Annotated in this window: 11 protein-coding genes; all 11 read right to left on the reverse strand. The window is 64.7% G+C overall.

The genetic code is table 11. From position 1 onward, the window contains the following. Positions 1-23 precede the first annotated feature (23 nt). The 11 genes from CXY83_RS02530 to CXY83_RS02580 all read right to left on the reverse strand — a co-directional run bounded on the left by CXY83_RS02530 (position 24) and on the right by CXY83_RS02580 (position 15,563). Positions 24-6,029: an Ig-like domain-containing protein gene (locus CXY83_RS02530; RefSeq protein ID WP_104195845.1), complete on the reverse strand. Its 6,006-nt coding sequence runs from the start codon at positions 6,027-6,029 to the stop codon at positions 24-26. Between the two features lie 33 nt (positions 6,030-6,062). Further along, positions 6,063-7,226, reverse strand: a complete 1,164-nt coding sequence (locus CXY83_RS02535) for a serine/threonine-protein kinase (RefSeq protein ID WP_233200534.1) — start codon at positions 7,224-7,226, stop codon at positions 6,063-6,065. A gap of 328 nt (positions 7,227-7,554) precedes the next feature. Continuing rightward, on the reverse strand, positions 7,555-8,256 hold the full coding sequence (locus CXY83_RS17790) for a hypothetical protein (RefSeq protein WP_199184861.1): 702 nt from the start codon (positions 8,254-8,256) through the stop codon (positions 7,555-7,557). Beyond that, the gene (locus tag CXY83_RS02545; RefSeq protein WP_104195846.1) at positions 8,253-8,921 is read right to left on the reverse strand and encodes a hypothetical protein; all 669 of its coding nucleotides are present in this window, start codon (positions 8,919-8,921) and stop codon (positions 8,253-8,255) included. Before CXY83_RS02545 ends, CXY83_RS17790 begins: the two co-directional genes overlap by 4 nt. Continuing rightward, positions 8,918-10,006 (reverse strand): type IV pilus assembly protein PilM, encoded by a 1,089-nt coding sequence (gene pilM, locus CXY83_RS02550; protein ID WP_104195847.1) that lies wholly within the window; start codon positions 10,004-10,006, stop codon positions 8,918-8,920. The genes CXY83_RS02545 and pilM overlap by 4 nt, the downstream gene beginning before the upstream one ends. Before the next feature lie 6 nt (positions 10,007-10,012). Continuing rightward, the gene (locus CXY83_RS02555) at positions 10,013-11,419 is read right to left on the reverse strand and encodes a polymer-forming cytoskeletal protein (protein ID WP_146069830.1); all 1,407 of its coding nucleotides are present in this window, start codon (positions 11,417-11,419) and stop codon (positions 10,013-10,015) included. Then, entirely contained in the window at positions 11,410-11,937 is a 528-nt protein-coding gene (locus CXY83_RS02560; RefSeq protein WP_146069831.1) for a hypothetical protein, read from the reverse strand. The genes CXY83_RS02555 and CXY83_RS02560 overlap by 10 nt, the downstream gene beginning before the upstream one ends. 47 nt (positions 11,938-11,984) lie before the next feature. After that, on the reverse strand, positions 11,985-12,416 hold the full coding sequence (locus CXY83_RS02565) for a type II secretion system protein (protein WP_104195850.1): 432 nt from the start codon (positions 12,414-12,416) through the stop codon (positions 11,985-11,987). A gap of 110 nt (positions 12,417-12,526) precedes the next feature. Continuing rightward, on the reverse strand, positions 12,527-12,955 hold the full coding sequence (locus CXY83_RS18410; RefSeq protein WP_304466214.1) for a type IV pilin protein: 429 nt from the start codon (positions 12,953-12,955) through the stop codon (positions 12,527-12,529). Positions 12,956-13,104: 149 nt separating this feature from the next. Beyond that, positions 13,105-14,334: a type II secretion system F family protein gene (locus tag CXY83_RS02575; RefSeq protein WP_104195851.1), complete on the reverse strand. Its 1,230-nt coding sequence runs from the start codon at positions 14,332-14,334 to the stop codon at positions 13,105-13,107. Beyond that, entirely contained in the window at positions 14,331-15,563 is a 1,233-nt protein-coding gene (locus tag CXY83_RS02580; protein WP_104195852.1) for a type IV pilus twitching motility protein PilT, read from the reverse strand. Before CXY83_RS02580 ends, CXY83_RS02575 begins: the two co-directional genes overlap by 4 nt. Between the last annotated feature and the right edge of the window lie 9 nt (positions 15,564-15,572).

A 15,572-nucleotide genomic window follows, 5' to 3' on the forward strand; every position in this document is an offset into this window, starting at 1 on the left:
TAGCTCTTTCAGTGGGGCGAGATTTAGGTGGTGGGCGCGTTCGCTGCGACACAGTTCATGGGACCGGCCAAGGTGCCGGAGACGGAAGGGAGGTCTTTGGTTCCCGGAGCTGTCCAGGTGATCGTCCACATAATCTGTTGGGTCTGCTGTGCGTTGGCGGGTACGTTCTCGTCGCCATTCACCCAGACACGTGTGTTGTTCTCGCCCGGCACGTCGTACTGTGCTGCGTCAACAGCGCCCTTGGCAAGGCCGCTGTCGGTCGCCGTGACAGCGACGGCGATCGTGCTGCTGACAACGCAACCCTGCGTGGTGAGAGTGGTGACCCCGTACGTGACTTGCCAGGCTTTACCGGTATCGGCTGCTGTCACCGTCGACCAGTCGCTACAGTGAGCGGTATCGTCCTCGATGCAGTACCGCACGGTGATACCGGGATCAGCGCCGAACACGGTCGAGCCGGTGGTCTCGTCGTAGTTGGCCCAGTCGACCACGAAGTCAGCGGGAACGGTGGCCGACGATGTGGGCGTCGTGATCAGGTATTGACCAGTGCTCTGGCCGCTGGCCGGCGTCGCCATACCGTAGGTGTACGAGCCGTCGCCCGGAGCGGAGGGCTGGACCCAGGTCGTGATGGGGCCGACGCTGTCAGCTGCCTCCCCATATCCATTGGAATAGCAGACCGTCACGTAGTAGTTGGTGTGCTTGGTTAGGCCACCGATCGTGGAATCCTTCGAAGTGCGGTTTCCCGCCGAGGTAAATCCCGCCGGAGTGAGCGTGCAGACGGCACCTGGTGCGGTCGATGCCACAAAGAGAATATGTTCGGCCTCAGCGCTGAAGTTCTTGTTTGGCGAGGTGCCCGACACCGTGATCGAGGTGTTCGCGGAGTCCAAGGTGCCCGCAGCGACCGAGGGAGATCCGGCCACGGTCACCGGCTGGTTGAACGACAGGTCGGTGGGTCCGCTGCCGGCCGGCTGGTCGTACTTACTCAACGGTGTGACGGTGATCGTCTGCTCGCCGACGGGCAGCACGCGACTGAATTCCGTCGTTCCTACACCGGGAGTTGCAACGGCTTCTTCCGTGCCGTTGACGCTGTACCGGTTGGTTGATGGGTCGTCGTTTCTGATCTTCACGGTAACAACGCCCTGCGCCGTCGTCGTCCCTTCGTCGAAGACCGGCTCGGCCGTGAGTTCGCCCATGCCCGGGGTGTCATACGACCAGGCCGTGACGCTGACGGCGCTGCGGGATTCACCGACCGAGTTGACGGCTTTAGCCTCGTAGAGCGCCTTCTCACCGTTTTTGGCGGTTCGAATCACCCCGCAGTCACCCGACGTGTCACAGCGGGCCACCGAGGCACCGTTGCGGTAGAGAGTGAATCCTTCCAGGGCTGGGTAGGCTGCATTGGCACCGCCCGGGCTAACTGAGAGTGTGATGGCCTGGTCAGCGTAGGCGATCTGGGCCACCGCGTTCGGCGCCTTCGGGTAGCCCCGCAGGTCAACCGTGACCACCCCGTTGCGGCTTCCGGCGCTGAGCTTGCCCTGGGCGTCGCGCACCACAAAGCTCGCCTCGCAGACCCCGCCGGCGGTGTCACCAGACCAGGTGGCCCGCACGTTTCGCAAATTCTCGACCGCGAACGACACTCCCACGCAGGTACTCGGGGCGGTGACGGAGACCAGTTCAAGTGGGGTGCCACGGTAGAGGTTGACCTCGCCAGCGGTGCCGACGACCGCAATCGAGCAGCTCGATCCCGACGATTGGGTGCAGGTCGTCGCCACGGTGCCGCCCTTGGGCAGTTCGCTCGGCGCCGGGCCCACCTTGAGTACGAGTGCCGCCGCAATCGCCTCGCGGTGACTCGACAGGCTCACCGTGACCGCTGCCTCGCGGCCGGCCACGGCGTTGTCAGCGACACCGATCGTGAGAATGGAGCCGTCCTGCGTCACGGTGAACTGGTCAGACGAGTAGTCGATCGCAAAGGTCAGTGCTGGCACGTCGCCCTTGCCCTGCCACTCGACCATGTGGCTGAGGTCGTAACGAATAGCTTCCGAGCCGGGGCTTGCAGTGAGCGCCGCCGGCCGCAGTTCCGGCTGAGGATCGAGCGGCTGGACCACGATCGGCACAACCAGCTGCGTGTAGTCCTCCTGCCCGTCGATACGGGCAGGCACCGTGCAGGAGTCGGTCCACGGTGCATCGGAACCAGCCGTGTAGGTGACGGTCGTGCCGGAGTCGAACGTACACGTCGCGTTGCCCCGCTCCCCCGACGAACGGATGCCGGTGCGTTGCAGTTCCAGCGTGGAATCAGCGGGAATCGATACGAGGCTCGTCAGATCAAAGCTGACGGCAGCGTCTTCCCGCACGTTTTGGTCGACGTTTCCTTTTTTGAGCGCGATGATGATCGCATCCTTCGCCGGAATGCGGAGGAACCCATAGGTGGTCACTACGACACCCTGAAAATTCGGTCCGGTCACGGCGAACGGTGCAAGCAGTCCCTCGTCGGGAACGTCGCCGCTGATCTTCCAGCCGGACACGTCGAGGCCCGGGTGGTCACCCCACAGGGTCAGGGTGAGGTCAGAAACATCTCCAGAGTTCCAGGACACCTTGTCGGTGACCACGTCGATGCCCTTCGGGAACCCGTCTCGTTCGTCAAGGGTCAGGGTCGTATCGATCACGACCGGATAGTCGGGCACCGAGGTGCGCACAACCTTGACCACGATGAGGCCCTGGCCGACATCATCGTTGGCGTTGGTCACCGAGTAGACGAAGGTGAGCAGGCCAGGCTCGTCGCCGGCCGTGAACACCACTCGCTCATCGGTGACGGAGTCGATGCGCTGCGCCAGGGCGTCATACTCATCGGTGCTGACCGCCGCGTCGGGGGTGACGGCACTCAGGGTCAGTCTGCCGCCGCCGGGTTCGATGTCGTTGGCGGCAGGAAAAACGACGACCTGGTTGCCCGGCCCTGCCTGCACCTCGACGTAGTCGCTGAAGGTGATCGGGCTCGGGTTGGAACGCTGGTCGAGCACGCCGATGCGCACGAGAGCGACGCCGGCGGACCCGGCGGTGTCGCGCACGCGATACTGAAATTCGATGGCGCCGTGATAGTCGAGCGGGCTGGAGAAGACGATGGCATCCCCGGTGGCATTGAGCGAGGCCGTGCCGCGCGCCGGCTGGGTCAGCACTCGATCGAGCACGACGGTATCGCCGTCGGGATCGGTGCCGAAGCTGTTGAAAGGAATCTCAATCGTCTCGCCCGACAGCACCCGACCGTAGAGGGTGTGCGGCTGCGGAGCCGTGTTCTCTCCGTTGGCGAGCACCTCCACCGAGACTACGGCCGAGTCGATGAGTTCGGGAGCGCCAGCGGTGTAGACGCTATAGGCGAGCTCGTAGCTGCCCGGTTCGTCGGGGGCGAGGTAGCGCAGTTCGGCTCCAGCTGCGAAGGCGAGGCCCTGGTCGCTGCGGTTTTGCACGGACTCGGCGTTGAGCATCACGATGTTGCCGTCGGGTGCCACATCGTTGTTGAGCACCGGAATGTCGATCTGGGCACCGACCCGCACTGAGACGCTGTCGTTTCTGGCGATCGGAGCCTGCGGAACGGATGCCTCGAGCAGGTAGACGGTGGCCTCGCCGCGCACGGTATAGAGCGGATTTTTGGTGCCGTCCGACACTGTGTAGCGCACGGTGCCGAGCTTGCCCGGCCGTTCGTCGGCAGTGGAGCCGCGCACCCGCAAAATGTTCTGCCCGACGACGTCGACGCTGAGCGAGGCACCGAGTGCGGTCTCGGGAATGGCTTCGCCGAGCAACAGCACGCGTCCGGCCGGGTTGGAGACGGCGGTGAAGACGTCGACGCTGGTGTCGGCCTTGGGCCGCACGAAAACCGTCACCGGTGACGTGGTGAGGGCCTGAGCATCCGCTGACACCACCGAAATGCGCACGAGCGATACGACCTCGGCTATGTCGTCGGCGATCGTGAGGCTCACCGTGTAGTTGCCGATCGCGGTCGCAACGAAGTCGATGGCGGTGCCGTTCGCGGTAATGCTCACGGTCGACCCCTCGGCGCTCGACGGGGTCGTCGCCGACGTGATGCGGTACAGGCCGGCGGCTCCCGAGATGTGCTCGGCCGGGTTCACCGTCAGTCGCTCGTTCACCGACGCGAGCAGCGCGAAGGGTTCGACCGTGAGCCGCGGCGTCGGTGTGACCACGATGGTGAGTACCTTCTCGGTCGAAGCGCCGTGAATGTCGGAGACGCGCACCAGAATCGTGGCCGACTGCGCGGACTGTTCGGCCGCATTCGGGTGCTTGTAGACGAGCACGCCGGCCGGCGTCACACTGACCGAGCCGATGTCTGCGGTGTTGACAGCGGATGCGACGAAAATGGGATCACCGTCGGGATCGACCCAGCCGGGCAGCACCGGCACGGTCACTGTTCCGCCCGGTTGCACCTCCGGGCTCGGCCAGTCCTGCAGGCAACCGTCGGTACCGCACCAGACCGGCGCCGCGTTCACGTCGTCGCCGTGCACGGTGAGCGTAACCGTGGTCGACGGCGAATCGAGGCCGCCGGTACGGGAGCCGTCGGTGATGGCGTAGTTGAAAGTTGCCGAGCCGCTGGCGCCGGGGGCTACCTGCACGGCGAGTGCCTGGTTCTGATCCGTGACGGTGACGGTGCCGAAATCGGGGTCGAGGCCGGTGACCGAGGCCGGCACGACGCTGAGCACGTCGTCGTTGGCGTCGTGGTCGTTGAGCAACGCCGGCAGCGAAACGAGCTGGTCGACGCGCACGCCGAAAGAATCCGGCACGGCCACGGGGGCCTTCGGTTCGACGACTTCGGAGGCTTCTTCCACGTTGTCCTGGCGCTGGGGCTCTTCCGCGGCGGCCAGGGTCCAGTCCTGGGAACTCGCGACCAATGCGCCGTCAGGAACGGTCCACACCCATCCGCTCTGGGTGTCGTTGAGAATCAGGAGTGACTCGTTGGTGCGAAACGCGGGCGCGGCGTCGCCGTTCGGAGTGACCGCGCCGTAGCTGAGAACGGATTCCCCGCCGTTCTCGCTAAACAGGGTGCCGCCGGCACCGGAAGCGGGCAGCCAGGCGGCGTAGCGCTCTCCTTTAAAATGGGTCGGCGCGGCGGGAGCCCCGAGTACCGCTTCGGAATTGCCGACCAGTTCGGTACGGGCACCGTCGGTCAGAGCAAAGGCGACCAGGCCGGTCTGGTCGGCGATAAGCACGTCATCGGCGGCGGCGCTCGGGCGTTGCAGCACGGCCAGTTCGCTCAGGTCAGTCGCGACCGGTGCGTTCTGGCCGGCCAGCCACAGTTCGTCACCGGCCACGCTGAGCAACGCCCAGCTATCACCGACGACGCTCAGCTGACTTCCGGGTTCGGCCGGACCGTCGGTGACAGCGTCCTCGCCGAGAATTTTGTCGTGGACGATGGAATAGCGCAGCATACTTTCTGCCTCGCTGGAGTAGCTGTAGAGCACCCCGTCAGGCGTGATCGCGATGGCGTCGGATCGGTAGGCGCGTGGCGCCTCGCCCGCGGTGACCTCGTCGTCGGCGTAGGGGTTCACTGCGCGGGGCTCTTCCCCAGCGCCGACTGCCCCAGCCAAGACCGCTCCCGCGGTCGTGAGGTAGCCGACCCAGGAACTCGACGACGCGATGGTGCGGGTTCCGTCCGGCGTGTTGTCGTAATCGCCCGCGTCGTCGCCCAGGTTGATCGGTGCCGCGAGGCTCACGTCGACCACTTTTTCGTTGTTCTGGGCGAAGAGCAGCACGGTGGAATCGGTTTGCACCAGTTCGCTGGGTGCTGGCACTGTTTTCACGGTGTCCAGTTCGCCCAGGTCGGTGTTGACGCGGGCATACCGGTTGCCGTCGCCGCTCTGCAATGCCCAGATCGAACTCGCGTTCACCGGCGTCTGCTTCACATCGAAACCATCAGCGACGATCGCCACCGTGGCCAGCAACGCACCGATCGCGGCGACCGCGGCAATGCGAATCACACCCAGGCGAGCCTTCGAGAGCCCGGGCCGGCGACGACGGGCCCGTTTGCCGGCCATCAGAACACTCCGGCCATCAGATCACACCGGCCATCAGATCACACCGGCGATCACGAGGGCACCGATGGTGCCGCCGATGCCGGCGACCACAGCGCCAGACAGCAGCAGACTCAGCGTGAGCGGCGTAAATCGCGTGCGCCCGGTGTCGTGATCGCCGAGCAGGGTGCCCTCGCGGGTCTCGAACGCCGGAAGGCGCATGCTGCGCCGGGGGCCGGGGCGCAGGGTGGGAATAATGACATCGGAGATGACAGCGCCGCGCGATTCGTGGTTGTCGAAATCCACCAGTGCACCAGCGGATGCCCAGGCTTCATCGGCTACCTCCAGCGCGGTGAGGGGCAGTCCGCGGTCCCGCTCCACGCGCTGCAGGTCGTAGGCACATTCGAGCATGCTCGCCTGGCGCGCTGCGGGGTCGCGACTCATCATGCGGGCGAGGGCACTCTCGAGGGAGGCGGGAACATCCGCTCGACCGATGTTGGTGTATTTCGCTCGGCCAATGCGCTGTTTCAGTTGCGCGCGCGACCCGTTGGACCCTGCGGGCAGTTCGAACGGTGCCCTGTCGGCCAGCAGCGAGTAGATGGTGGCGCCGAATGACCAGACCTCGGTCGCTACCGTGCCGCTGGTGCGTTCGTCGACGACCTCCGGTGCGCTCCAGGGCAGCGACATAGCGAACAACTCGTCGCGAGCGCCGCCGGCCAGGGATGCGGCGATGCCGAAGTCACCGAGCACCGGGCCGCCGAATGTGGTCGTGAGAATGTTGGATGGCTTGATGTCGCGGTGCAGTACCTTGGAGCGATGCGCCGTTTCGAGGGCACAGGCGATGCGCACGGCAACGCTCAGAACGGTTGCTACCGGCAGCGCTTCCGCGCGTTCGCGCGAGGAATAGGAACCGGGGCAGAATTCCATGACCAGGTACGGGCGGCCATCGGCAGAGATGCTGGCGTTGTACACGGTGAGAATAGACGGATGCGAGCTGAGCCGCGCCATGACGTCCGCTTCGGCGTTGAACGAGCGCAGCACGTCGTCGTCGACGATGTCCTGCAGTAGCACTTTGACCGCAACGGAACGGCGGGGCATGTTCTGTTCGAAGAGAAAAACGTCGGCAAATCCACCGGTGCCGAGGGGGCGTACGTAGGTGTAGCCCGACAGAACAGGCGGAGCAGAAGGAAGCCGCCTACCCATCGTTCCCCCGACCTGCATTGTTCCTGTGGTGCGTCTCTGTGTGGGCTCGCAAAGACGCAGCTGGTCTCAGGTTCAATCTTAACGACGGCACTCGACCCTGTCTCCCACTCGGGGAAATGGTACACCCCCCACAATGGGGGTATCGAGCTCTGGTCGTGTCCGCTTGCCTGGGGGAAATGCATGCATCGGCTGACGCCATCGTCAGCACCTTCTCCTGATTGCCGGCACGAGAATCACCCTGCAGGCCGACCCGCGCATGTGGGCGCACGTCCCAGCCGACTATCCGACCGACGAATACGAAACCGTTCGTCCGGCCAGCACGCACGCACCTCATTCAGCACAGACCTCAGCTGGCGTCGAGCAGCACATAGACAATCCCGGCGATCTGGCCCGTTACCCGGTCGGGAACGTCGGCACTGGGCGTACCCGAGCTGAACGAGGTCACCGTCATCAGACGCTGCCCGTTCTGCAGACCTTCAAGAAAGTCCAGAACGGCGTCGAAACTTCCAGTGACCGAGATCGTGACCGGCACGGCGATAAAATTCTCCGCGGTCACCAGCGGACTCGGCGCCGCTGAACCAGCACCGTCGGTGTCGGGCGCGGTCGTGTCGGGCACGGTCGCGTCGGGCGCGGTCGTGTCGGGCGCCGTCGTGTCGGGCGCCGTCGTGTCGGGCGCCGTCGCGTCGGGCGCGGGCACGACCGGCACATACGGCATCGCGTCGGCCGACGAGAACTCCGTCACAGTAACCGACGTGCGACCGGCAATGGCATCAAGCTGACCGATAAAAGCGGGCAGCGCCGCACCCTCCGGGATCGCCGCCCGCAATACCGCAAGTTCGTCCTGCACCGTTTCAAGGCCGTCGAATTCACGCTGCAGGGCCGCGAGCTGCAGCTCGTAGGCCTCGTTCTGGGCGAGGGCTGCGGTTCGAGTCGCACGGGTCACGCCCACCTCCTCCAGCTTGGGCGAGATCCCCAGGGTGAACCCGGCCAGCACGACGAGCGCGATCACGAGCATCGCCCCCACCAACCACCACTTCGTCGTCGTCACTGGCTCACCTCGGCTTCTGCAAATCGGTTGGAGAACGCCTCGGCGTTGACGTGCAGCGTGAGACTCACCTCGTACGCACCGGTGTCGAGCAACGCCACCCGGGTCGGTGCGCTGTCGGCGTACCCGGGCAGGGTCGCCATCGCGTCGAGCCAATCGGGAACACTCGGCAGGGTCGGGCTGGTCAGGGTGAGACTGATGGTCGCCACGCGACTCGGCTGCAAGGGCGCGGTCGCCTGCACGTACGGCACCCACGGCGAACCCGCGTCCAGTACCACGGCGCCGATCACGACGTCGCCGGGCAGTCGAGCGCGAATCTGCTGCAGATAATCGGTCCAGTCGATATCAACGGATGCCGCCAGCCGGCGGGCCGCGACGGTCGCGTCGAGCTCCTCCTGCGCCCGGCGCACCTCGATGTATTCGCCCTGCGCCGCCAGGAGTTCGGTCGTGCGCGCCTGCACGGTGGCGAGGTTGGCCTGGCTGCGCTCGGCTTCCCAGGTGGCGGCCGCGATGCCGGCGCCCGTGACGAGCACGACCGCGACGACCGCGACGGCGAGGCCGCGCCGCAGCCTGCGCCCTTTTTGTTCCGCCGTGATTTCGGGCGGCAGCAGGTCGACCCGGGGGTCACCGCCGATGACCGGGTCGTGAACTGTCTTCGGCGCACTCATGGTGTGCGTCCCAGTGCGAGGCCGAGGGCGACGAGATAGTCGCCGCCCGAATTCGCCAGCCGCTCGGCGTCGACTCCCCGACCAACGGCGAGGCCGCCGGTCGGGTTCGGCGGTGCGACCGGCAGTCGGGTGAGTTCGGCGAGTTGCGCGGCGAACCCGCCCAGCCGTGCTCCACCCCCGGTGAGGACAATACGGGTCACGGGCAGGTCACTCCGGGTGTGGATGAAGTAGTTCACGGTGTTACGCAGGCTGGCGAGCAGTTCACTCACGCCCTCGTGAATGACGAGCGCGGCAGTCGCCGCGATATCGGTCGGCTCAGCGGCATCCGCTGACCTGCCCGGGAGCGGCCCACTTGAGCCGATGCTGGAGGCGCGTTTAAGGGCCTCGGCTTGATCGACGGGCAGGTCGAGCCGCGCCGTGAGCGCCTGGGTGAGGTCGTCACCGCCGGCCGGAATGAGCCGCACGAACTGGGGCACTCCGCACGCGGTGATCACGATGCTCGTTGTCCCGGCTCCGACGTCGATCTGCGCAACCACATCGTCGGTAGGGCGGCCACGACGAATGGCACGGCTGAGGGCGAACGGAATCAAATCGACCGCGACCGGGTTGAGCCCGGCCAACTGCACCGCCCGCACGTTTCGCAAAACCACTTCCTTGACCGCGGCGATCAGCAGTCCATTGAGCTGCGGCCCCGACTGGCCATCGCCGGGCACGGCCTTGATCGGGTAGAAGTCAAGCAGGGCCTCAGACACCGGAACGGAAAGCAGATCCTGCACTTGAAACGGTAACGCCTCACGGATGCTCCGTATCGACTGCGCCGGAACGGTCAGGTCTCGAGCAACCACCCGATGATTCCCCATGCCGATGACGACATTCCTGCTGGTGAATTTGCCGCCCACCCACAACCGTTTCAGCTGCGAGGCGACCGTGTTGGGTTCTAGTACCTCGCCGCGTCCCACGGCGCCGTCGGGCAACGCCTCCTCATGGAATCGCACAATGGTCGGCTGCTCCCGGTCAGCATCGGCCAGTTCGACCGCCCGCAGCGAGGCCCGGCCAATGTCGATGCCGACGACGTGGCGCGTCATAGTGTTCTATCCATCACTCAGGTCCCTCATTGACGTCATATTTCCTAGCCGGGAAACAGCGCCAGCCGAGCCGCCTCCGGTCACCGTGCCCGTGTCGAGGTCGATTCCCGGCAGGCCGAGCGGCGCCGATTCGAACCGGGTGTTGTTCTTGAAGTCGTTGGCCCCGTTCGCATAGAGCTGGCCGCGCCACTCGAAATTATTCATGGCGTTGAACCGGCAGGGTGTGTAGGTCATGGCATCGAGTGTGGGCGCTACCGTGAAACTGTTCTTCATCAAAAAGTCGCCTTGCGACGCGCCACAGGTGGGCAGGTGGTCGGCCACTCGGTCGGGAGTGATGAACCAGACTTTGTGTCGAGATGTCGACGAAGACTGAAAATGCACGTTGTTGACGAAGGTGAATTTGTCGGCAAAAATCACGACATCGGAGCTGAGCCTTACCGTACCGGCGGCGGTGACACCAGAAGGGCACGCAGCCAGGGCGTTGATGATGACGGGTCTGCCACCGTTCGCCGCCGCAGACAGGGTAGTCGCGTCGATGGTGCAGCCAGCCCCGATTGACGCGACCTTGTAAGGCACTCCGCTTGCGTCGATCCAGTCGCTCGGTGTGTAGTCAAGATCGACCCAGGGCGGCACCGTGGGAATCGGTGTTCCGACGGTATAGCGCGTGTAGACGCCGCCGATCCTGCTGGCCCGTTGGGCCGCGGTCAGGTTCACGCTCGCCGCGGTGAGGTTGCCCGTTACGGCACCGAGCGTCGCGGCACCGGTGGCCCACGCGTTACCCTCGATGGAGCATCCGCCGATATTGAGGCTGCCGGCCGAAACGACTACATCCCCCTCGATCACCGTGTTATTGGAGCACGATACGTTTCCGTTCTTTACCTGGATGGCCGCCCGACCCGACTCGGCCACGAGCAGGTCGGCATTGTTCATGAACACGACACCGCCATAGAGGTACATAGCCGCGCCGCTCGGCTGCACGCCCGGGGGGACGGCTGACTCGTACTCGAAGATCGCCTCGACTCGAGTCCTATCCGACGCCGACCCGGTCAGCGAGCTTCCGGTTGACTCAACGCGCAAGCGCACAGCCGCGACGCCGGCGGCCGGACAGCCCGCCACCCATACGTTGTCGGTCGAGCTCAGGGAATACGCCACCTCGGCTGTGAATTGCGGCGAGGAGCGAGAGTAGCTGGACCGGCAGATGCCCTGGGTCAGACTGAGCTGGGCGGCGCTCACTCCGCTTTCGGCGGCCGCCACCGATTGCACCGAGGCGCGGGTGCTTTCCGTGAAATCAAGCGCGTTTAGAGTGGCCGCGGTCAGCGTGAGAGTGATCACGATCATCACGCCCATGACACCGATCACCGCCATGAGTGCGCTGCCGTCCTCAGCGCTTGCACCGTCGCGTTTCACAAGCATGGTTCACCAATCGTTGCGAGTGTGCGCGGAGTCACCGTCGTGTTGACAACCACGGGTTTTTGCGCGCCGGCATCGAGGGTGAGGGCAACGGTGATGCGATCGTTTACCCCGCCGAAGACCGCCGTACCGGTCGTGCTGACGCCGTCGCCCAATTTGATCCAGCTACCCAGATCACCAGAGACGGGTGCGGTGATGAGACTCGCCGGTGAAGTGCGCTTCGTGTACAGCGAGCCACCGTTAGCCGGAGCATAGAACCATGCCTGGCACGACCAGACCACGGAGGCGGCACCGTCCGCGGTTCGCGCCACTAGAAACTGGGTGTCGTCGATGCTCTGCAGCGAGACCTGCGAGGCGTTTCTCACCCCTGATTGCACTGACCGACTGATCAGCTGTCCGAGGTTGGTCGCCTCGTTCGTGCTGCGCACGTCCCGTTCTGTTCCCACCGAGCTGATCAGCATGCCGCCGATGATCGTGAGTACCAGCACGGCGAAACTCATGTAGACAAGAAGTTCGATCAAGGTGTATCCCGAGTCCAGAGGGCGCGAAGCTGACGTCGCGTGGCAAGTCATGGCGCATCCAACAGAATGAGGGTTTCCGCGGCGGCCAGCTCGTCGTTCGACCCGACGGCCGATGCCCACACCCTCATCTGCACGACGCGCAGGTACGGCTCGGCGCAGACGTCGGTAGATGGCAGGTTGAGCCTCAAGTGCGGTTGCAGGAAACCACGTTTCGTTTCCACCGCAGCCGGAACACTCTCGGTGACGGCCTTGACCGCCGAGCAACTCGACCCGGCGGCCCCGACCCGCTCCAGTTGCTGGGCTACGACCTGAGTCGCCTCGGCGATGGTCACGTTCGTGTCGGAGACGCGCACACTCTGCACGAGAATCGGCAGAAAGGCAACGGCTAAGAGCCCGATGAGGAACATGGCGACGACAATTTCGACCACTCCGAATCCGCCTTCGTTGCACGAATTCGAGCGACGCGGCGAAACGGGCATGCTCGCCCCCTTCGGCGGATCATAGCGTTGCACTGAGAATGGATGAATTCGGCGGGTTCACAAGACGAACGCAGGTGGGGAGCCACTTCTGACACCCCACCCGGCACCGACTACGGGGTCGCGACGCCTGAGACGCAGGTCCCTTGCAGGGCAGCACCGTTGTCATCGATCGCGAAGATACGGGCAGAGCCATCGAACTGGCCCGAGATGCAGAACGCTGTCGCTGAGCCGGTCAGCAAGACGGTGACCTCATCACTCGGGGTGTACGCGCTCGCAGCAGCGAGACTTGTGGGGAAACCCTTTGTGACGATCTCGGCGACTACGGCGGTCTTCGCCTGGGTGATCTGGGCTTTGACGGCGCTGTCTTTGGCGCCCTCCTGCTGGTTGAGAAAGATCGGAATCGCCACAGCGGCAAGCACACCGATAATGAGCACGACCACGAGCAGCTCGATCAGGGTGAAGCCCTGTTGCCGTTCTCGAATCGCCGTGCGGGTGCGGGACAGTGCGTGCAGGGTGCGGTGGATCATGGATCGGATCATGAGCGTGGTTTCCTTATGCTGTGGAACTGCTGCGGGCTGGGAAAAGTGGGAATGTGGGAAATGTGACATTCTCACTTGTTCTGATCTTACGGTTTCATACCCCTTAATTGGGGGTATTGCGAAAACTTATTCCAGCAATTTCAGACCGGCTATTTCACGTATTCAAAGATGCTGAACATGGGCAGATAGAGGGCGACGATCATGCCGCCGATCACCACTCCGATGAACGCGATCATGAGCGGCTCGATGAGTGCCGTGAGTTGTTCCGTGGTGGCCTGCACCTCCTGGTCGTAGAAGTCAGCAACCTTGGCGAGCATCTGCTCGAGGGCTCCGGCGTCTTCGCCGACGGCGATCATCTGCACGACCATAGGGGGGAAGATCGGCGCCTGCGCCAGCGGCCCGGCGATCGACCCGCCTTGGCGCACCGACTCGGCCACCTTGCGCAGCGCGGATTCAATCACCCAGTTTCCGCTCGTCTCGCCGACAATGGCCAGCGACTGCAAGATGGGTACGCCGGCGGCGATCATGGTCGAGAAGTTTCGGCTGAACCGCGCAATGGCGAGCTTCATGAGCAAGGGCCCGAACACCGGCAACTTGAGCTTGAACGGGTCGACCCGGCGACGAACCGCTTCGGTGTTCTTGTTGGTGCGCCACCAGACGGCGAAGGCGGCGCCGAGCACGAGCAGCAGCGGCCCCAGCCAGACCATCATTTTCGACAGCACCACGAGAAACTGGGTCGGCAGCGGCAACTCCCCGCCGAGGCCCGCGAACATCTTCTCGAACACCGGCACGATGAAGATCAGCATGCCGATTACGGCAAGCACGGCCATGATGAGCACTACGACCGGATAAGCGAGCGCGGACTTGATCGTGTCGCGCAGCTTCACCTCCGACTCGAAGTTGGCGGCCACCGAGGTGAGCGAGCTTTCAAGAAAACCGCCGGTCTCTCCGGCCCGCACAAGGTTGATCATGATCGGAGGGAACACTGCGGCGTGTTTCATCATCGCCTCGGAGAGCGACGACCCGGTCTCCACCTCGGTGCGAATGGTCGCCAGAATGCGGGCGAGTTGCGCGTTCTCGGTCTGCTCCGAAAGGATGTTCAGGGTGCGCAGCAGGGACAGCCCGGCACTCGTCATGGTCGCCATCTGTCGACTCATGACGGCGAGGTCCTTCAGCCCGATGCCCTTGCTGAAACCGGGTATGCGCACTTCTCGTTTCAGTCCGGTACCCACGTTGACCTCGGCCACCGAGATCGGCGCGAGCCCCATGCCGCGCAGGCGCTGCATTGCGGCGTTCTCGGAGGCGGCATCCAGTCGCCCGGTGACGATCTTGCCGACCGCGGTGCGGCCCTTGTAGGCGAAAACACCGCTGGCGGTCATCGCTGTTCCCGGTTGGAGTACGAGTCACCGAAGTCGATGCCGTCAAACCCCGACGGCCCGGCGGTGAGGTCACTGCTGTCCGTTTTGCGAATCAGTTGGGCGAGGCTTTCCTGGTCCTGCGCCTTGTCTTCGGCGGCCTTGCGGGTGATCGACCCGGCGTTGACGAGTTCGGCGAGGTGCTGGTCCATAGTGTGCATACCCAGGGCTCGTCCGGCCTGCATGGCGGAGGCGATCTGGTAGGTCTTGCCCTCGCGAATGAGGTTGGCGACGGCTGGCGTGACGATGAGAATTTCGGTCGCGACGGCCCGGCCGCCGCCGACCTTCTTCACCAATGCCTGGCAGACGACGCCTTGCAGGGTCGCGGCCAGCTGGGCCCGCACCTGCCCCTGCTGGTACGGCGGAAACACGTCGATGACCCGGTCGATGGTCTGAGCGGCGTCCTGGGTATGCAGGGTCGCGAACACGAGGTGGCCGGTCTCGGCCGCGGTCAGGGCTACCGAGACCGTCTCGAGGTCGCGCAATTCGCCGATAAGAATCACATCGGGGTCCTGCCGCAGCACGTGCTTGAGAGCGGATGCGAAACTATGGGTGTCGTTGCCGACCTCACGCTGGTTGATCAGGGATTTCTGGTGTTGGTGCAGAAACTCGATCGGGTCTTCCACGGTGACGATATGGTCGGCCCGGGTGCGGTTGACCAGATCGATGAGCGCGGCCAGGGTCGTCGACTTACCTGATCCGGTGGGACCGGTCACGAGCACCAGGCCACGGGGCAGCTGGGCGAACTGGGCCACCGCATCGGGCACGCCGAGCTCGCCGAGCTGTTTGATCTCCCCGGGAATCAGGCGAAAAGCACCACCGACGCTTCCACGCTGCTGAAAATAATTCACCCGAAACCGGGCTCCCGAGGTCGTGTAGGCGAAGTCGAGCTCGAGTTCCTCTTCGAACTGGCGCCGCTGCTCGCGGGTCAGCAGGCTGAACAATGCCGTTGCGACCTTGTCGCGCTTCCACACCGCGGCCCCGGCAATCGGACGCAGCCCGCCGTCGAGGCGGATGCACGGCGGTGCCCCCACCGTCACGTGCAGGTCGGAGGCGCTCTGAACGACAACCTCGCGCAGCGCCGCGACCAGCGCGGGGTCCGGCCCGACGTCAAGATCGGGGTCGTCGAGCCGCCAACTTTCCGCAGCGACGCCCGGCGGCGTGACCGGAATCTCGTAAATTTCCTGACTCATCGTGACTGT

The organism is Cryobacterium sp. M15, from assembly GCF_002929675.1.
Classification (GTDB): domain Bacteria; phylum Actinomycetota; class Actinomycetes; order Actinomycetales; family Microbacteriaceae; genus Cryobacterium; species Cryobacterium lyxosi.